The following is a 17,741-nucleotide window of genomic DNA, read 5'->3' as shown; positions in this document are numbered from 1 at the left end:
CTTATCCTCCTTTAACAATCAGGCACACATGCCCTTATTTATCTGCTTTCACCAAATCCGCGGCCCTCTTAGGAACAAAACAGGAAATATCCTTATCAAAGCTAAGAAGCTCCCTGACAATCCCTGAGCTTAAAAATGAATATTGGGTGTCAGCCATAAATAAAACAGTGTTGATTCCCGGATTCATTTTCTGGTTTATCTGGGACTGGTGCAGCTCATGTTCAAAATCTGCAATATTGCGCACTCCCCGGATAATAACTTCGGCGCCGTTGGTTCTGGCAAAATTCACAATATCCTGTCCGCATTCCCGTATTATCACATGCTGTAAATTATGCAGCGCCATCCTTAGATATCCCATTCTTTGTTCCAGGCTGAACATGAATCCGCCCGGCCTTTGGCTTTTGACCCCTATCACCAACTGATCTGCTATGCGCACAGACCGCTGTATGATATCCACATGACCTAATGTTACAGGGTCAAAATTCCCCACATAAACTGCCCTTTTCACCTGTGTATGACCCGTCCTCTGCTTTGGCTTCCAATTCTTTATAAAGGGTTTTTCCTGATTCATTCTTGGGTATCTGATCCAGGCAACGTACCCGCACTGCCCTGGCGCCAATTCCGGTTACCTGATACAGGTAATCTAAAACCTGTTCCCCTGCATCCGGCTGTCTGAAATCCGTAAAGATCCTAAGACAATCATCTATCCCCACACATGCAAAATCAGTTCCCTCATACCGTTCCTTTAAAAGCCGCTCCACTTCATCCAGATTGATTCGGTTGCCGAAGATTTTAATAAATCGCTTTTTTCTTCCCGTAATATAGTAATACCCATCACTGTCCCTCCTGGCCATGTCACCGGTATGCAGGACTCCCTTCCATTCGTCCTCCTTTATAAGGTCATCCCTGCCGCAGGCATAACCCAAAGCAACATTTTCTCCCTGGTAAACCAGTTCTCCCTGGGTATCCGGCTCCATGATCCTATTTCCCTGGTCATCCTCCAGCCAAAAACTTCCGCCCGGTATGGCAATCCCCATACTTCCGCATTTTTCCAATGACCTGGACGCCGGAAGATATCCCATACGGGCCGTGGCTTCCGTCTGTCCATACATGACAACAAATTTCTTTCCTGTCTGTTCTGCATATAATGCAAATTCTCTGTGCAAATTTAAGGGCAGTTTGCCGCCCGCCTGTGTCATGGTTTTAAGATCCGGCAATTCCATATCCATCATGCCGATCCGTTTTAAGATCTGATATGTATAGGGGACTCCGGCAATGGAGGTGGCTCTCATCTCCTTTGCAAAATCCCAAAAGGGACGTTCTATTACTCCATAGGATGTAAGCAGAAGCGTGGCACCCTTTAATACATGACTGTTGATAATTGACAGACCGTATGTATAATTCATGGGTAACGTTGTTACCGGCCGTTCATCCCGGTCAATCTCCAGATAGCAGGCAATCGATCCAGCATTGGATACAATATTCGCCTTACTCTGCCTGACCAGCTTGGGGCTGCCCGTACTTCCTGACGTTGTCAGGAGTAATGCCAATTCACTGTAAAGGGATGGAGGCTGCTTTTCATTCCTGCTGCAAAGGCAGTATCCGCCGTACTTCCATACAACCTCACAGTCTTTTATCCTGTCCGCCCATGTATCAGGTACATATAAGAAAGACGGGTGGTACTCCTTTATAAGCCCTTCAAGCAGTTCCGGATGAATATGGCTCTCCAGCATCAGCGGGACAATGCCCGTCTTTAAGCTGCCCAGATAACCAAACAACGACTCCAGCGTGTTCTCACAGAGAATAAAGATCAGCTTTTTACCCCCTGTTTTCTCATATAATTCACCTGAAAAAGCATCCAGCTCCTGACTGGACGCGGTCCTGCCCTGATCATCAATAGCCAATGGCCGTTCCCCATACCGTAGTTCATTATCAAATAGACCCATCTTGCACCCCCCTGCCAATCTGCCTGGACAGCACAGTGATAAAATCCTGCCCATCCCATATGAGATCCATATCCGCAGCCTGCCCCACCGGGACGATGCGGTGAACTCCAAAAAGGTGATTCGCTACCACATGCTCCTCTATTTCCTGTGCTTTTATTCCATGGTATGTAATGGTCTGAAGCCGGCTTGTGGCCATGCGTCCCACCGCCTCCCTCCAATCCCCTGTGTACTCAAAAAACAGTCCAAAGCTTCCCTTAAGCTGATCCGGATGCTCAGGAACACATGACAGCCTGATGGTATAAAGCCGGTTGCCATAGCGCGTGACTTTCACTGTCTCCTGGGATTCCATAGCGTATCTGCACAATTGCTCATATTTGACCGTTGCCTTATGGGCCGTCATGTGATAATCCCCGGCCTCCTCCGCTACCATGTTCCACCATCGTGTCCGTATGTGCTCCGCTGTCTCTGAGCCGGACTTCTGATTCCATATGACAGCCACCGGACTTGAACATGCATTCTGGTCCAGTACATATGTGTCATTGTAAAATCGGTGGACCAGGTGTTTCAGCTCATCATCCGTCAGACTGCACACATGAGCCGTATCCAGTATACAGATGGAATACCGGTCGGGGAACCCCATCTGAACCGCGTCAGGTCTCATGGGCAGGGCCCTGATCTCCTTTATAGTCCGGTCTCCTCCCCATACAACACAGCCCGCGCACTGCGCAAGCAGCCCGGCGATCGCAGAGGAATCGCGAGCACAGGTAAAAACAGATATCCGTTTTCTCAATTCCGTATGATCAGGATGTTTTAACAGTCCTTCCATGATGATGCACATAATCCGGTCCTGCTCATGACTTCTGGAAGAAATGCGGACCGCACAGCTGTTGCCTGCCAGCAGCCCCATTACCATACTATAGGCAAACAGCAGCGGGACATTGGAGGCAGGGATATGTAAAATAACTCCCCGGCCCAAACGGACCCGGCCGTCCTTATACCGTTTCCTGAACTCCTCCATATGGTATCTGCGGCACCAGAATCCAAAAGCCGCCATCTCCTCATACTGCTGCCTGCTGCGGCGTATCTCACAGGACAGCTGCCCAAGAAACTCCATGACCGGTTCGGCAAAGGGCTCCCATGGTTTTGCCTCGGGCTGCCCTGTACCGGCCAGAACGATCACTTCATCCTTCATATGTATCACTGCACCCCCTGACCTGTGCCTGACGGATTCTCCCTGTCACCCTAAAATATTTTCCCAGGCGCCCGCATGGACAATCATCTTCCCCCAGCAGGATTCCCTCATCCTCAGTCAAAATTGAATGTCCGGGATATGAACGTGCCAATGGGGACAGAACCTGGATGATACCTTTTTCTCCATAGCTGCAGGGACTGAAATCATCCGGCCTTCTTGTTATGATGTCCGAGTAGACACTGGCATGAAGATTGCCGCAGGAGCATTCCATATAGATACATCCGGTCTGTTCAGCCATTCCATAATAATTATGGATCCGGCTGATACCTGTTACCTGACTGATCCTGTCTTTAAACTCCTCTGAGGAGACAGACTTGTTCTCCAGTTTTTTCCATCCTCCTCCATGAACAAGAATCCCATTAGTAAGATCCAGTTTTTTCCCCTGGGAGGCCAGAACCTCATACAAATACTTCCATATCATGTAAGTAAAACCAAAAACAAGAATCTTCTTTCCCTTATACTGTTCCAGAAATGCCTCCACCCCATCTATGTCCAGCCGCATCTCACGGTCCAGTGCATAACATATTCTGGATGAAAAAATGGAAAATCCCAAAATCCCGGCACCCCTGGCAGAAAACATCTCTCTTTTCTTTAATACATCCGGGCTGTCAATCACCAGAAACGGAATCCGCTGACCTCCCCAGAAATCCTCGCCTATATTCGCCAGCGCAATCTGCTGATACCTGGCAGTATCCGTATCCAGATAAATTTTGGATACCTCCTGGCCCTCTGTGCCTGAGGATGTCACGATTTTGAAGATCCGCTCCGGAGCAATGCTTTTAAGCTCCATGTTTTTAAACAGATTGATGGGAAGCATGGGGATTTCCTCTTCCTCCATCTTTCTGTCCGGCTGTACATCCATGGCGTTTAGCAGCCGTTCATATGGGATACAGTTGTGCCTGTGATACTCTGTCAGCTCCGTCAGCCATTCCCCGAACATTTTCTTCTTCCCGGATCTGTCCAGAGAATAGGGTCTTATTGCCAGAAGTAATTCATAATCCATACCGTTCCTTCACCTCCCTGGTCAGAACATAGCTGTCATTGTGTCCGGGATATATGGTCAGTCCTGCCTTCAATGCAGACAGCCACGGCTTTGCCGTCTCCTCGTATTCCTGTTCACTGCCTCCCGGAAGCCTTGTCACCACCTGCTCGCCCGGTATCAGATAATCTCCGGTAAACAGGCAGGTATCATCCATAAAAATGCAGCTGCTTCCTCCCGAGTGTCCGGGAAGCGGCGTACACAAAAACCTGTGTCCATGCCACGTAAAATCATAAGGGGCATCATATACCAGTTCCGCAGGCCTGCAGATAAAAGGTGGGTATACAACGCTCTGCTGCGTACGGTAAAGCAGATAAACTTCCATCATCCGGGACATATTCTGAGTGATATCTCCGATTCCCTGACTGCACCGCCTGCTGCATAGAACTTTTACCTTCCAATGGTTTCTCAGCTCCTCCAGCCCCCGTATATGATCGCAGTGCTCATGTGACAGCATGACCAGTTCAGGTGTCAGGGCTTGTTCCCTTAATGCATTTTCTACCAGTTCAAAATGATTGGGATCGATTACCATCGCCCCGCCCTTCTCCCCGATCAGATAGCAGTTACTCTGGGTCAGGCTGTCACGGCATACGGTAATCCGTGTCACTGTTTCATTTTCTTTCACAAAATGCCTGCCTTCGGAGCTTCAGATATCCACTCCATATTTTTTTAGGATCTCTTTTCCCTTTTCATAAGAAGAAAAATCCATGACATCCATCGTACCCATGTGGATATCAAACGCTTCTTCCAGATCCGCAATCAGATCCATATGCCCCAGGGAGTCCCATGCACGTATCCCCCTGTATTTAAGCCGCTCCAGCTCCTCCCTCTTCACCTTTAGATTTCTCATAAACAACTGGTCATATTTCTCTAAATTCGTCATAATCCGTCTGCTCACTTTCCTCTGCTACTACTTTAAACAAGCTTTTCTTCATTATCTGGCTGCACATTGCCGACAGCACCCTCTCGCCATTCTGGTTCCTGCAGGTTCCCCGGAACATGCCTATATAGCAGTCTTCCCGCTCCTCGAAGGAGACAAATTCCACTGTGATCTCTATGGTATCTCCTATGTAAACCGGCCGTATGAATCTGGCGGTATGTTCCGTATATAGAGTACCGCTTCCCGGCAGGTCTGTTCCCATGACAGCCGATACCAGGGAATCCAGAAACATGCCATGGACCAACGGGCGTTCAAAGCCGGCCCTGGACGCGGTGTGGGAATCCAGATGCAGGCGGCTTTTATCTCCCGTGAGGGCCGCAAAGCTTCGGACATCTTCACTGGTCATCACCCTGGACCGCCTTGCTTTCTCATGCAGATGAAGCACTCTCCTGTCACTGCCGCCGGCTTCCCCTTCCCGGGCCGCCTCTGCGGCTTCTTCTTCCAGCCGTTTAAAGCTGTCCTCATCCCACAGCAGGACAATGCCCCTTCCTGCCTTTAATCCATTTGTATCCGCACACCTGCGGCTGCATCCACAGACAACCATCCAGATATCACATACTGCATTTGTATCAGACGTCACATATTCATGCTCGGGGTGGGCTTCCCTGAATCTGCTGACCCGTCTGCCCCTGTCATATACCGGATTGCAGCCCCCACAGAATTTAATTCCAATTTTCATAGCAATACTCCTGACTTAATTAAATCCTGGTATTACCTGATCCTCATATTACCTTGTCCTGATATTCCAGCATGTACTGCAGCGTTTTGGCAGCCGCGCTCAATGGCCTGTTGTTGTCACTGACAATGCATATATTCCGCTTCGGAATCTGTTCATAGAGATTAAATACCACGATTTCTCCCTTTTCAATGAGGGGCCGTGCAAATTCCTCGGGCACGAATCCGATTCCCAGATTCTTGAGGATGACAGGAAGGATAAGGTCCATAGATGCCACTTCAATGGACGGCTGCATGGTCAGTCCGCAGGAACGGTAAAATTCCTGAAAAAACTGAAACGTGGTTGTATTGTCAGACATTGTGATCAGCGGCAGGCCCGCCACATCCGCCAGGTATACATTTTTGTTCCCGTATTCCGCATACTTTACTCCACCCACCAATACGCTGTTAAAATCCTTTACCTTAACAACCTTGAATGACTGTTCATGGTCAAAGGGGGTGGTGATGATGGCCAGATCTATTTTCCCCGCCTTCAGTTCATTCAGTGTCTGGTGTGTGTTGTAATTAAAAATATTTAGTTTTACCTGGGAGTACTGCTCCTGAAACCGGTTCAGGCGTGCGACCAGATAAGAGAGCATAGCTATCTGCGTAGCGCCCACATTTATGTACTCATGTTGTTCACCAAGAAGCTCTTTCAATTTTTCTTCCCCCTGGATCAGCTGCTGACAGGCCGGAGCAACATAGCTGTAAAGCAGTTCCCCCTCTGAAGTCAGAGTAACCCCTTTCCTTGAACGGATAAACAGCTTACATCCCAATACACTTTCAAGATTCTGCATGCAGTATGTCACAGATGGCTGGCTGGTAACCAGAGCATTGGCTGCTCTGGTCAGATTTTTATACTTTGCTACATAATAAAAAATTTTATAGTGTTCAAAATTAGCAGTCATACCACCACTTCTTTCCAATCTTTTTTATCTGTATCCATCAAATTTTCATATCATAGCTTTCATTGACAAACTGTTTTCACGCTGTTAAACTACAATGCAAAGGAGGGTGTATCATGGAAGCCACGATCAAACAAATAGAAGCTGTTCTTGATGCAAAAGTCCGGCCGTCCCTGGCCGAGCACAATGGCAATGTGGTAATTCAAAGCCTGGAAAATAACATTCTGAGGGTAAGGCTGACCGGAAAATGTTCCGGATGTCCTGCCGCTCACAGCACCAATGAAGAATTGATAACCGCAGAAGTCCGCTCCGCATTTCCTTCCATACAGGATGTTATCCTGGTAGAGGAAATCAATCCTGAATTACTTGACATGGCACATAAAATACTAAGTCATCAGATTTAACCCTGTTTATGCCAAAACAGCCATGTCATCCGGACCCGGATACTTAATTCCGGGTCCCTGACATGGTAAGGAGTGACATGATGGTCTTATTTCTTACTTTCTCTTTCCCTGTCAAGTTTTACGTTCCTGGTATACAGCCACATATCATACGATATCTCGGCAAAATTCAGCACATAGAAGAACCAGGACAGGAAGAACAGCCAGTCATAAGGAGTCGTTGCATGGTAGTATAAAAGAAACTTCCTTGCGATCCCAAATATGTATCCCAGCCATATAAAAAATTCAAACTGCAGACTTTTCCCCTTGGCTGTCCTGGATACATAAGATTTATAAATGGAAAACGGCCAGGATAAGCCGAAACCAATGATCATGAGTGTCTCTAGTAAGTCGGAAACCATTGATATGTTCATATATTACCCCCGCAATCTCTGCTATATTGTTTCCCTAAAACGTTTCTCAAATTCTTTTGCCAGGTCATCACGAAATGCCGGAGCCGCGATACCGATCAATGCCTTTGCCCTCTCTCTTAAAGATTTTCCCTTTAAATGGGCAATTCCATATTCTGTTACGATGTAATCCACATCATTCCTGCTGGTGGTCACTGCCGCCCCCTGGGTCAGGAAAGGAACAATTTTAGATATGGTCCCCCCCTTTGTGGTAGCGCCAAAGGCAATGATCGATCTTCCACCCTTCGATGCAGACGCCCCCCTTACAAAGTCCATCTGGCCTCCCACTGCGGAATACTGCTTAAGTCCAATTGCTTCTGCACAGACCTGGCCCATCAAATCGATCTGCAGGGCAGAGTTGATGGATACCACATTATCATTTTGGCTTATGACAAAAGGATCATTTACATAACTCACCGGTTTCATACAGATCGCCGGATTGTCATTCACAAAATCATACAGTTTTCTGGTGCCCATCATAAAGGTAATGACCATTCTGCCCTTATCTATGTTTTTCCTTTTTCCGGTAATGGCTCCCATCTCATATAGATCCATCAGTCCATCTGAAATCATCTCCGAATGGATTCCCAGATCCTTCTTGTCTCCAAGGAACTTTAGCACCGCATCCGGGATCGCACCGATTCCAAGCTGCAGGCAGTCTCCGTCATGTACAAGACCGGCTATGTTGGCTCCGATCTTTTCCTCCACCTCTCCGATCACCGGACGGGCATGCTCATGGATCGGCTCATTGCTCTCCACAATGGACTCCAGACAGCTCACATGGATAAAGTTATCTCCCATAACCCTGGGCATGTTGGGATTGACTGCTCCGATCACCTTGGTTCCCGGCCGTTCTGCAGCCTCTTTGGCAAAATCGCAGGAAAGTCCATAGCTGCAGTAGCCATGCTCATCCGGCATGGACAGTGTGACCAGAAATACATCCGCAGGCTCAATATCTGTCACATAATTGGGGATCCGGTTAAAAAATACCGGCACGTAATCGCCCTTACCCTCTGCAACATAATTTCTGCTGCGTGCTCCGATAAAAAGGGAAGAATACCTGAAGTGCTTCTCCATTCCCGGTTCAAAAAATTTACAGGTTCCCATATCATGCTGCTGAACAAGATGGATATCCTTTAAATCCTGTTCCACCACATGATCCGCCATCGCACTCACAAGTACATCCGGTTCCGCCGCTGCGTGGGCGATCAGAACCGTATCCCCTGAATGAATGATCTTTACCGCTTCTTCCGGGGTTTTCAATTTTGAAGCATAGATTTCTCTCCAGCTCATATAGCTACCTCCTGATATTTTTCGGCAAAGCGTCTCTCAAACTCCTCTGCAAGGCCGTCCCTGAACTGCGGCGCCGCAATACGGATCAGCTGGCGGGCCCGTTCTCTAAGGGTATTCCCTTTCATCTTTGCAATTCCATGTTCCGTGACAATGTAGTCAACATCATTTCTGGATGTGGTCACCGTCCCTCCCTGGGTCAGATACGGCACAATTTTTGATACTGTTCCCTTCTTTGCAGTGGATGGGAATGCCAGAATGGATCTGCCGCCCTTTGAGAAGGAGGCGCCCCGGATAAAGTCCACCTGTCCTCCGATTCCTGAAAACTGCTTTAAGCCCATTGCCTCTGAACACGCCTCACCCATCAGGTTCACCTCAACGGATGAATTGATGGAGACCAGATTGTCATTCTGCCCAATGATGATCGGGTGGTTGACATAATCCACAGGCGCCATATAAATACTTGGATTATCATCCACAAAATCATACAGTCTCTGACTGCCCATAAGGAATGACACCACTATCTTGCCCCGGTTAAAATTCTTAGCGCTGCAGTTGATCACGCCTTTTTCATACAGGTCGATCACGCCGTCCGATATCATTTCCGAGTGGATGCCCAAATCCTTTTTATTGTCCAGGAACTTAAGCACGGCATCCGGGATCGCACCGATTCCAAGCTGCAGGCAGTCCCCATCTTTCACCAATGAGGCAATATGCTCACCGATGGCCATCTCCACATCACCGATTTTCGGAAGTCCCAGTTCCGGGATGGGGGTATCGTCTTCCACGATCACGTCAATGTCGGACACATGGATAAAGCTGTCTCCCAGGGTTCTCGGCATATTGGGATTGACCACAGCAATTACCTTGGCTCCTTCCACTTCCGCCGCAGGCTTTGTATAATCACAGGACACACCAAAGCTGCAGTATCCGTGTTCATCCGGCATGGATAATGTTACCAGAACCACATCCGGCTTTTTTGTATAGCGGTAAAAATCCGGAGTCTGGTAAAAATAGCATGGAGTAAAATCACCTCTTCCACTGTTTACGCAGTCCCTGGTCTTTGCCCCAAGAAATAAACTGTTTTCCCTGAAATGTTTTTCCATGCCGGGCTGGGCATAAAGGGAATGCCCCATATCCACCTGCTGATAGATTTCTATATCCCGAAGATCCGCCTGGACTGCATATTCCACCATTGTATCCACCAGCTTAATGGGTTCACCAACCGCATGGCCGATCACCACCTTGTCACCGGATTTTACAACCTTAACAGCATCTTCCATTGATTTTAATTTCGATGTATAAATCTCTTTCCAATTCATACCTGAATTACCTCCCTCTTGTATCATGGGTCATAATATGGCAACATCCGCCATAAAACACAGTACCTTATCTTTTATGGCGGATATCTCTTCTGCAAACCAGTCAGCTGTCGGTTTTAAATTTAATCCTTGATCTTCGCGATCGCCTTGGCAAGTTCTTTCTTTCTTCCAATATTGCCCTGGCGTGAGATCATGATCCTCTGTGCCTGAGGTGATCCGGCACCATGGAGGGATTCTGTCCTGTATCCCACAGCAGCGGTTCCCAGTGTCAGGTTCTCGATCAACCTGAGTATCCTTAAGCGGTTCTCAGTGGAAACGCCTTCGATGCCCTTAAGATACTTCTCCACATATCCTCCCACAACCGGATCCTTCAAATCCTTTTCAGAAGGCGCGGTCACCATCAGTCCTCCGGCAATATCCTCTGCCAGACGGGCGATCTCATAGGGATATCTGGTCACATTCTGCTTACATACATTGGCCAGCAGAAGGTCTATGATATAATTTCCTGAATCGGTAGGTGTTCCTTCCGCTGAACATGCGATACCGCAGCAATACAATGTCTCGTTCAAATGAGTCATCTCGATCAGCTTATCCTTAATATGGGAAGCCTTGGGCACGCCATTGTAATCCGCAGCCAATGCGGCAGCTCCGATCAGGACATCGCCGACACCAACCTTACATCCGCCGTATGACTGTCTGTGGTATCCCGCAAACCGCTCTACCAGCATTCCTGCAAACTCGAATTCACCGTTGAGGAAAATACGGTCATTGGGCACAAATACATCATCAAACACAACCAGCGCTTCGACGCCGCCAAATTCGCTGTTGCCCACATCCATCTGGGAGCCTTCCATCTTCCTTGTATCACAGGACTGCCTTCCTATGATCATTACGATTCCTTCTGCATTCGTAGGAACGGCAAATGAAACCGCATAATCCTTATCATCAGGACCCATGGCAACGGTTGGCATGACGATCACTTCCTGGGAGTTGATGATTCCTGTCTGATGTGCTTTCGCTCCTCTGACTACGATTCCGTCATCCCTGCGCTCCACGACCCGCAGATACATATCCAGATCAGGCTGTGCATGAGGCGCCAGTCCGCGGTCTCCCTTGGGGTCAGTCATTGCACCATCCACGGTCAGGTCCTGATCCTGAACCATACGGAGATACTTTTTGAAATTCTCATGATACTTTGTTCCGTATTTTGCATCGATCTCATATGTGGTTGACCATTCAGCGTTAAATGCATCCATTCCCACACACCGCTGGAAACAAGCAGCCGTCTTCTGGCCGCAGAGTCTCTGCATTTTAACCTTTTTGATCAAATCATCCGTACTTCTGTGGATATTGGTAAACCGGTTGATCTTGCGCCCGTCCTCCAGCGTTACGGTCATCAGGTCCTCATATTCCGGCAGCTGAGCCAGATCATATGTAGCCTTAACCGAATTAAGGGATGGCCTTAAAATCGGATGGTCGATGGGATTCTCAATCTTTTCCCCAAACATGTAGATATTGAGGTTCATTTTCCGCATGCTCTCAACATATTCTTCGCCAGTCATTAACGCCATAATCTTCTTCTCCTTTTCATGGTCTATATCATTCCCCATCAATATAGTTCCTGATAAATCTTCAGCACCCGGTCTGCGTCCAACGGCACAAAATTGTTTGCCATAAGACGTCCCTGCTGTTCCATAACGCTCTTTGTAAACACTGCCAGTTCTTCCTGCTTTACTCCATATTCGTGGAGCGCTTTCTTCGGCAGAATCGTCCCAAGCAATTCATCCAGCTTTTCGTAAACCAAATTCTCGGAACAAACCAGCAGCTGGGAAAGGAACTGGTTCATCACCGCAATCTCGCCGTCCTGTCTGATCTCCATATAGTTTTTCAGCACACCGGTAAACATGGCGTAGTTGCTCTCCCCATGGGCCACATGGTAAGTGCCTCCCAGCGGATAGCTGGTGGCGTGGACAGCGGCACATCCGGCTGTTCCGAATGCGATCCCCGCATAGTTGCTGGCGATCAGGAAATCTTTCATCAACGGCAGCCTTGCATCCTTGCCTTCGGCCGCAATCTTCTGATACCCTTTGATGATCATCTCAATTGCCTTGTACCCAAACAGTTTTGTGTACGGGGTTGCCTTTGGTGACAGGCTGGATTCCACGGCGTGTACCAGAGCATCAATGGAGCTGGTGGCAAATACGGCAAAGGGCAGCGTGTTCAGCAGTTCCGGCACCAGAACCGCCTCATCCGCATACATATGGGGCGATACAAGTCCCACCTTCGTGCCCAGCCTGGTCCTGTTGATAATGGAAATATTTGTAACTTCGCTTCCTGTTCCACAGGTTGTCGGAAGAATGATAAGTTCCCGTTTCTTCTCAATCTTGTCAGGTGCAGCGTAAAGGGAATCCAGAGGATCACCTGCCGACACGGCCAGAACCTTGGCAATATCGATGACCGTACCGCCGCCGATGGCAATGATTCTCTTACAGTCGGTCTTCGCAGCCTCGTCCAGTATCGCATCCACCATAATATCAGTGGGCTCTCCCGCCCCGTATGCCTCCTGGAAGATGGTGTGAACATTCAGCCCCAGGTTGCCAAAATACGGAGTATATATGTATTCGTTGGTCAGTATCAGGTCATCGCTTCCAAGGTTAAACTCACTGGCAAACTCTGCGCAGGTATCGTAGTATGATATCTGGGATTTCAAAATAATCTCTTTCATGCTCTGACCTCCTATGCGAAGATTTCCTCATCTGACGGCTGTTTCCAATCCTTTTTCACAAATGCGATACGGCTCTTATTCATCAGGTGGGTGTAGAACAGGTTCTCGCTGATCGCGTTGTTGCCCCAGCTTCCGCAGCCAAGTGTGGTTGTAGGATTCAAGGAGTTGGCAAATGCACCTCCAGCCATGCTGGAACAGGTCTGATTTACCACCACGCGGCTTACCGGAAGTTTCACTCCTGCATATTCAATGTGGGCTTCATTGTCGGACTGGATGTCTGCGGAATGGCCTTCGCCCTCATATACCAGGTTGTCATAAGCGATCTGAACAGCCTCCTCCCAGGTCTTGTAGCTGTATGCAGCCATCATCGGGCACATTTTTTCCTTGCTCCACACAACGCCTGCACCATGCTTTTCAGGTTTCACAACAATGACCTTGGTGCCTTCGGGAACTGTAATTCCTGCCAGCTCTGCAATTGTCTTTACGGACTGTCCAACCACTTTCTTGTTGATCACGCCGTCCGGGAATACTACATCAGCCAGTTTGTCAATAACGGCCTTGTCATCGATGTAGTACGCACCCTGCTCCACGAACTCTTTTATTACAGCATCGTAATCCTTTTCCGGTGCGATGATGGTCTGGGTTCCGGAACAGATAATACCGTTATCGAATATACGGCTGGCGATCATACGGCCTGCAGCTGCCTTGTAATCGATCCCCTCATCGATCAGTCCCTGTACATTGCCGGGCCCTACGCCGTAGCTCGGTCTTCCGCTGGAATATGCCGACTTCACCACGCCGGCGCCGCCGGTTGCAAGCACAACATCGCAGGCTGCCATCAGCTCGTTGGTAAGTTCAATGGACGGCTCCTCGATCACCAGGAAAATATCTCTCGGCACGCCCATGCGGTCCAGTTCCTTGTAATACAATTCAGCCACTGCCATTGCACATTTCTTGCTGCGGGGATGGGGTGCGATAATAATTGTGTTCTGGCATTTTACCGCATACATTGCATTGCACATTGGGGTAACAATGGGGTTGGTACAAGGTGTAGCTGCCGCAATAACACCCATGGGTTTTGCCACCTCGATCAGTCCTGCCTCTTCGTCCCTTCCGATCATTCCGATGGACTTTTTGCCTTTCAATGCATTCCAGATAATCCTGGATTTTCCTTTATTCTTAGTAACCTTGTCTTCATAAACGCCCATCCGGCTTTCTTCCACAGCCAGCTTTGCCAGTGGCTCAGCATTATCAAAAATAACCTTTGCAAACATTTTTACGATCGCGTCTGTCTTTTCCTGGTCATACGTGCAAAGCACCTGCTGGGCCTTTCTGGAACGTTCTACTAATGATTGAATTAATTGATTCATGTTGCTTACCCCCTAATGGTGATTTTTTTAACATTATTTCTGTGTTTAATTCTAATCCTTTTTGCAGCCATTGAAAAATACTAATAACTTATCATAAACAATAAGGATTTTATATGATATTTTTTTGCATTTTGCCTAATGCTGCTGGGGAGCCCCAAGGAAATTCTTTTTTCTTGTTAATTCTTCTCAAAAATTATCGTTAAATAATTGACGAAAAAACGACAAATTTTTATGTGATACAGCACATAAAAAATGGGTTACACGCGGTTGGAGCGCCAATCGGCAGTTAGAATTGTTATGTATAGTCACAGTTCACTAACAGTTTAGACGGCGAACTACTCCTCTGCCGCCAATTCCCTCACTGCCTGAATCCCGGCATCAATCTCTTCCTCCGTGTTAAAGAAAGAAAAGCTGAACCGCACCATTCCCTGTTCCACGGTCTTAAAGGATTCATGCATCAGAGGCGCACAGTGGGCGCCGGGACGGGTGGAAATTCCGTATGTGACAGCCAGTTCGTCGCTGACCTCCGAGGAATCGTAATCCCCGATATTCAGGGCCACGATGGCTGCCCTCTCATCGGAAGAGAAATCGCCGTACACCCGGACTCCCGGTATCTGAACCACACCGTCATAAAACCGGCGCATCAGTTCTGCCTCTCTTCGGTGAATGGTTTCCACCCCGGTCTCTTTTATAAAACCAAGGGCGGCATGGAGACCTGCTATACCATGGCCGTTCAGCGTCCCTGCCTCCAGGGCCGTGGGCATATCCTGGGGATGTTCCCTCAAATAGGTGTGGACACCGCTTCCCCCTGCCTTAAGGGGCCTTATGCGTATGCCGTCACCCACGCAGATTCCGCCTGTTCCCTGAGGGCCCAGAAGCCCCTTATGGCCGGTAAAGCACAGCACATCTATATGCATCCCCTTCATGTCAATGGGAAGGACTCCCGCTGTCTGGGATGCGTCTACCACCAGGCGGATTCCGTGCCTGAGGCAGATTTCACCAATCCGGTCCAAATCCATCCTGTTGCCGGTCAGGTTGGAGGCATGGGTACACACCACCGCCTTTGTCTCCGGCCGTATGCTTTCCTCCAGCCGGTCATAACACAGGACTCCCCGCTCATTACAGGGCAGTATGGTCAGACTGATTCCCCGTTTTTCCATAAGATAAAGAGGCCGAAGCACAGAATTATGCTCCAGCACCGTGGTAATCACATGGTCCCCCTCTGAGAACAGGCCCTGGATGGCCGTATTCAGACTCTCAGTGGAATTACTGGTAAATGCAACCTGCAGGGGATTGCCCAGGTTGAACAATTCCGAGATTCGCTCCCTGGTCTCGTAAATCATCCTGGACGCATCCAGGGATGCCTCATGGGCCCCTCTGCCCGAATTGCCAAAATTCTTCATGGCATCCGCCACTGCATCTATGACACAGTCCGGTTTCCTCATGGTAGTAGCTGCATTGTCAAAATAAATCATGATAGCGCCTTCCTTTCTGCCCTAATCGCAACAGTTGAGCCATGCCCTCTAAATCAATACATGATCTGGACCATTTCTTCATGCTCCACGCCCTTTTCCTTCATGAACTCAGCCATCTCCTGTTCCATGTCAGGTTCACAGCACCAGGCAAGGCCGCAGCCTGCGGATATTTCCCTGGGAACCGGTATCATCCTCCCTGACTTTTGGTTCTCCTTACAAAGCTTCTCCATGGCAATGGCTTCAGCCGTGGTATGAAAAGTAATAATTAATTTCGGTTCTTTTTTTCTCATCCCATAAATCCTTTCGTATCTAAAAATATGCTGCAGCAGACTGTCACCAGGCTGTCAAACAGCCTGATGCCTTCCACTGCAGCATCCGGTTTCAGAAGCCCTGGTTCAGACACGCTTGAAACCGGGACATCTGTATTATTCAATTACAATCTCAAATTCAGACCCTTTTTCGGTTACTGTAGCCGTCTTTCCCTGGCTCTTTGCATATTTCTCAACATTCATCCTGGTATGAGGTTCACTGACCAGCACCTTAACAGTCTCTCCCTTGTGCTTCTTAAGGGCTGCTGCTGTCAGCATCACAGGTTCAGGACAGGATAATCCTCTTGCATCTACTTCATACATATCTCTTACCTCCTATTTCCCTTCCTCTGACTTTGGTACAAACCCAATAATGAACAGGATGACAATGCATCCAATCACAGCAACCTTACCGGCCATGGCAAGACCGCCCGGCGCTGCCGGGGTATCTGCGGTGGCTGCCGCTGCTGCTGATGCAGCCAGTCCGAAATTGTGGCAGAAAGCAGCTCCCACCAGAAGTCCAAGGAATGTAACCGCGGAATCAGATGAGCCCTGACCAGCTAAAACCAGCTGGCGCAGCGGGCATCCGCCTGCCAGGACAGCCGCAAAACCAACGGCGTAAAGCCCCAGGATATTCCAGATATGTTGTGAATGTGCTACCGGCTGTCCTGCAAAGGAAAGCTTGAATCCGCCTGTAGCCAGGTTAAACACCAGCATGACAACAAACAGTCCGCCGATGACAGTAATCAAATCAAAATTCCTCATTAAAATGACGTCACGGATACTGCCTGCAAAACAGGTCCTGCATTTCTGCGCTATGGCGCCAAACAACAGGGCCACAACCAGAGCAAGGAGCGCAGGCGCATGCATGCTGCCCGGACCTTTTTCACTGAACGCAAATAATGTGGTGGTCAGGCTCAGTACAAACAGCACCAACAGGGTAACCGGGAGCACTGCCCCGTTTATCTTTCCGGTTTCATGAGCCCTTCCCAGTGAAAATCCATGCTTTAAAGCGATTGTTCCGGTAAATACACCGGCTGCAAATCCGATGAATCCTACATATGCGTTTAAATCACCGGCTGCCATGCGGATTACCATGCGGAGCGGGCATCCCAAAAATGCCAGGGAGCCAATCATCATGATGACGCCCAGGATAAAACGCAGCATGGGAGACGACCCTGCTGTGGAACGGTATTCCCTGGTTGCCAGGGCAATCAGGAAGGAACCGCAGACAAAGCCCACGATTTCAGGCCTGAAATACTGCACAACGGCTGCCGTGTGAAGCTTCATGCCCCCGGCGGAATCCCTGATGAAGCAGGCTACGCAGATTGCCATGTTCTTAGGGTTGCCAAAGTAAGCGAGAATACATGCCAGTATTCCCAGCGCCACTCCGGACAGGAGCAGTGTCTTTTTAGAACTTGTCAGATTCATAATCATATCCCCTTTTCTTTTGGTAAAATCAGCTAAAAATCATTCGTAAATCAATTCATTTTTTACCAATATTTACTTAATCATCTTACCAAAATGGAAGGGGCAAATCCAATTCAAAAAAACATGAAGCCGCTTTTTAATATAGACATTTTCTATACAAAAACACTGTGCAGC

General features: G+C 48.4%; 20 protein-coding genes. 1 reads left to right on the top strand and 19 read right to left on the bottom strand.

Features of this window, described 5'->3' with window-relative positions:
- Positions 1-34: 34 nt before the first annotated feature.
- Genes coaD through G614_RS0106150 form a run of 8 tightly spaced genes read right to left on the bottom strand, consistent with a single transcriptional unit; the run spans position 35 to position 6,799 of the window.
- Positions 35-508 (bottom strand): pantetheine-phosphate adenylyltransferase, encoded by a 474-nt coding sequence (gene coaD, locus G614_RS0106185; RefSeq protein ID WP_027641255.1) that lies wholly within the window; start codon positions 506-508, stop codon positions 35-37.
- The gene (locus tag G614_RS26920; RefSeq protein ID WP_044917457.1) at positions 477-1,946 is read right to left on the bottom strand and encodes an AMP-binding protein; all 1,470 of its coding nucleotides are present in this window, start codon (positions 1,944-1,946) and stop codon (positions 477-479) included. Before G614_RS26920 ends, coaD begins: the two co-directional genes overlap by 32 nt.
- Entirely contained in the window at positions 1,933-3,138 is a 1,206-nt protein-coding gene (locus G614_RS0106175) for an acyl-CoA reductase (RefSeq protein ID WP_027641254.1), read from the bottom strand. The genes G614_RS26920 and G614_RS0106175 overlap by 14 nt, the downstream gene beginning before the upstream one ends.
- Positions 3,128-4,201 carry an acyl-protein synthetase gene (locus G614_RS0106170; protein WP_027641253.1) on the bottom strand — a complete coding sequence of 358 codons (1,074 nt, stop codon included), beginning with the start codon at positions 4,199-4,201 and terminating at the stop codon, positions 3,128-3,130. Before G614_RS0106170 ends, G614_RS0106175 begins: the two co-directional genes overlap by 11 nt.
- Positions 4,191-4,862, bottom strand: a complete 672-nt coding sequence (locus G614_RS0106165; protein ID WP_242828009.1) for an MBL fold metallo-hydrolase — start codon at positions 4,860-4,862, stop codon at positions 4,191-4,193. Before G614_RS0106165 ends, G614_RS0106170 begins: the two co-directional genes overlap by 11 nt.
- Before the next feature lie 21 nt (positions 4,863-4,883).
- Positions 4,884-5,120, bottom strand: coding sequence for an acyl carrier protein (locus G614_RS0106160; protein ID WP_027641251.1), 237 nt, complete (start codon positions 5,118-5,120; stop codon positions 4,884-4,886).
- Complete coding sequence (locus G614_RS26915; RefSeq protein WP_044917456.1) at positions 5,098-5,856, bottom strand: MaoC family dehydratase; 759 nt, start codon at positions 5,854-5,856, stop codon at positions 5,098-5,100. Before G614_RS26915 ends, G614_RS0106160 begins: the two co-directional genes overlap by 23 nt.
- A gap of 43 nt (positions 5,857-5,899) precedes the next feature.
- The gene (locus G614_RS0106150) at positions 5,900-6,799 is read right to left on the bottom strand and encodes a LysR family transcriptional regulator (protein ID WP_027641250.1); all 900 of its coding nucleotides are present in this window, start codon (positions 6,797-6,799) and stop codon (positions 5,900-5,902) included.
- A 113-nt stretch (positions 6,800-6,912) separates the two neighbouring features.
- Here G614_RS0106150 and G614_RS0106145 point away from each other — a divergent pair, with 113 nt between their 5' ends.
- The gene (locus G614_RS0106145; protein WP_027641249.1) at positions 6,913-7,200 is read left to right on the top strand and encodes a NifU family protein; all 288 of its coding nucleotides are present in this window, start codon (positions 6,913-6,915) and stop codon (positions 7,198-7,200) included.
- 86 nt (positions 7,201-7,286) lie between these two features.
- Here G614_RS0106145 and G614_RS0106140 read toward each other — a convergent pair whose 3' ends face one another.
- The 11 genes from G614_RS0106140 to yedE all read right to left on the bottom strand — a co-directional run bounded on the left by G614_RS0106140 (position 7,287) and on the right by yedE (position 17,567).
- Positions 7,287-7,610: a hypothetical protein gene (locus G614_RS0106140; protein WP_242828008.1), complete on the bottom strand. Its 324-nt coding sequence runs from the start codon at positions 7,608-7,610 to the stop codon at positions 7,287-7,289.
- 21 nt (positions 7,611-7,631) lie between these two features.
- A complete protein-coding gene (locus G614_RS0106135; RefSeq protein ID WP_027641247.1) occupies positions 7,632-8,939 on the bottom strand; it encodes an acetyl-CoA hydrolase/transferase family protein in 1,308 nt (435 codons plus the stop codon).
- Positions 8,936-10,258 (bottom strand): acetyl-CoA hydrolase/transferase family protein, encoded by a 1,323-nt coding sequence (locus G614_RS0106130; protein ID WP_027641246.1) that lies wholly within the window; start codon positions 10,256-10,258, stop codon positions 8,936-8,938. Before G614_RS0106130 ends, G614_RS0106135 begins: the two co-directional genes overlap by 4 nt.
- A 122-nt stretch (positions 10,259-10,380) precedes the next feature.
- Positions 10,381-11,829 (bottom strand): 4-hydroxyphenylacetate 3-hydroxylase family protein, encoded by a 1,449-nt coding sequence (locus G614_RS0106125; RefSeq protein WP_027641245.1) that lies wholly within the window; start codon positions 11,827-11,829, stop codon positions 10,381-10,383.
- Between the two features lie 38 nt (positions 11,830-11,867).
- Positions 11,868-12,983 carry a 4-hydroxybutyrate dehydrogenase gene (locus tag G614_RS0106120; protein WP_027641244.1) on the bottom strand — a complete coding sequence of 372 codons (1,116 nt, stop codon included), beginning with the start codon at positions 12,981-12,983 and terminating at the stop codon, positions 11,868-11,870.
- A gap of 11 nt (positions 12,984-12,994) precedes the next feature.
- Entirely contained in the window at positions 12,995-14,353 is a 1,359-nt protein-coding gene (locus G614_RS0106115) for an aldehyde dehydrogenase family protein (RefSeq protein WP_027641243.1), read from the bottom strand.
- A 335-nt stretch (positions 14,354-14,688) separates the two neighbouring features.
- Positions 14,689-15,828 (bottom strand): aminotransferase class V-fold PLP-dependent enzyme, encoded by a 1,140-nt coding sequence (locus tag G614_RS0106110; RefSeq protein WP_027641242.1) that lies wholly within the window; start codon positions 15,826-15,828, stop codon positions 14,689-14,691.
- Between the two features lie 53 nt (positions 15,829-15,881).
- Complete coding sequence (locus G614_RS0106105) at positions 15,882-16,118, bottom strand: DUF3343 domain-containing protein (RefSeq protein WP_027641241.1); 237 nt, start codon at positions 16,116-16,118, stop codon at positions 15,882-15,884.
- A complete protein-coding gene (locus G614_RS31120; protein WP_155245025.1) occupies positions 16,115-16,261 on the bottom strand; it encodes a hypothetical protein in 147 nt (48 codons plus the stop codon). Before G614_RS31120 ends, G614_RS0106105 begins: the two co-directional genes overlap by 4 nt.
- On the bottom strand, positions 16,254-16,460 hold the full coding sequence (locus tag G614_RS0106095; RefSeq protein ID WP_027641240.1) for a sulfurtransferase TusA family protein: 207 nt from the start codon (positions 16,458-16,460) through the stop codon (positions 16,254-16,256). Before G614_RS0106095 ends, G614_RS31120 begins: the two co-directional genes overlap by 8 nt.
- A gap of 12 nt (positions 16,461-16,472) precedes the next feature.
- Positions 16,473-17,567 (bottom strand): YedE family putative selenium transporter, encoded by a 1,095-nt coding sequence (yedE, locus tag G614_RS0106090; protein ID WP_027641239.1) that lies wholly within the window; start codon positions 17,565-17,567, stop codon positions 16,473-16,475.
- Positions 17,568-17,741 lie beyond the last annotated feature (174 nt).

This window comes from [Clostridium] clostridioforme AGR2157, from assembly GCF_000424325.1.
Taxonomy (GTDB): Bacteria; Bacillota; Clostridia; order Lachnospirales; family Lachnospiraceae; genus Enterocloster; species Enterocloster clostridioformis_A.
This window is presented reverse-complemented; position numbering and strand designations above follow the sequence as displayed.

What these genes read in the sequence shown, in the direction of transcription:
- G614_RS26920 (WP_044917457.1), bottom strand. Translation starts at nt 1,946, where the DNA reads ATGGGTCTATTTGATAATGAACTACGGTATGGGGAACGGCCATTGGCT.
- G614_RS0106175 (WP_027641254.1), bottom strand. Translation starts at nt 3,138, where the DNA reads ATGAAGGATGAAGTGATCGTTCTGGCCGGTACAGGGCAGCCCGAGGCA.
- G614_RS0106170 (WP_027641253.1), bottom strand. Translation starts at nt 4,201, where the DNA reads ATGGATTATGAATTACTTCTGGCAATAAGACCCTATTCTCTGGACAGA.
- G614_RS0106160 (WP_027641251.1), bottom strand. Translation starts at nt 5,120, where the DNA reads ATGACGAATTTAGAGAAATATGACCAGTTGTTTATGAGAAATCTAAAG.
- G614_RS26915 (WP_044917456.1), bottom strand. Translation starts at nt 5,856, where the DNA reads ATGAAAATTGGAATTAAATTCTGTGGGGGCTGCAATCCGGTATATGAC.
- G614_RS0106150 (WP_027641250.1), bottom strand. Translation starts at nt 6,799, where the DNA reads ATGACTGCTAATTTTGAACACTATAAAATTTTTTATTATGTAGCAAAG.
- G614_RS0106145 (WP_027641249.1), top strand. Translation starts at nt 6,913, where the DNA reads ATGGAAGCCACGATCAAACAAATAGAAGCTGTTCTTGATGCAAAAGTC.
- G614_RS0106140 (WP_242828008.1), bottom strand. Translation starts at nt 7,610, where the DNA reads ATGAACATATCAATGGTTTCCGACTTACTAGAGACACTCATGATCATT.
- G614_RS0106135 (WP_027641247.1), bottom strand. Translation starts at nt 8,939, where the DNA reads ATGAGCTGGAGAGAAATCTATGCTTCAAAATTGAAAACCCCGGAAGAA.
- G614_RS0106130 (WP_027641246.1), bottom strand. Translation starts at nt 10,258, where the DNA reads ATGAATTGGAAAGAGATTTATACATCGAAATTAAAATCAATGGAAGAT.
- G614_RS0106125 (WP_027641245.1), bottom strand. Translation starts at nt 11,829, where the DNA reads ATGGCGTTAATGACTGGCGAAGAATATGTTGAGAGCATGCGGAAAATG.
- G614_RS0106120 (WP_027641244.1), bottom strand. Translation starts at nt 12,983, where the DNA reads ATGAAAGAGATTATTTTGAAATCCCAGATATCATACTACGATACCTGC.
- G614_RS0106115 (WP_027641243.1), bottom strand. Translation starts at nt 14,353, where the DNA reads ATGAATCAATTAATTCAATCATTAGTAGAACGTTCCAGAAAGGCCCAG.
- G614_RS0106110 (WP_027641242.1), bottom strand. Translation starts at nt 15,828, where the DNA reads ATGATTTATTTTGACAATGCAGCTACTACCATGAGGAAACCGGACTGT.
- G614_RS0106105 (WP_027641241.1), bottom strand. Translation starts at nt 16,118, where the DNA reads ATGAGAAAAAAAGAACCGAAATTAATTATTACTTTTCATACCACGGCT.
- G614_RS0106095 (WP_027641240.1), bottom strand. Translation starts at nt 16,460, where the DNA reads ATGTATGAAGTAGATGCAAGAGGATTATCCTGTCCTGAACCTGTGATG.
- yedE (WP_027641239.1), bottom strand. Translation starts at nt 17,567, where the DNA reads ATGAATCTGACAAGTTCTAAAAAGACACTGCTCCTGTCCGGAGTGGCG.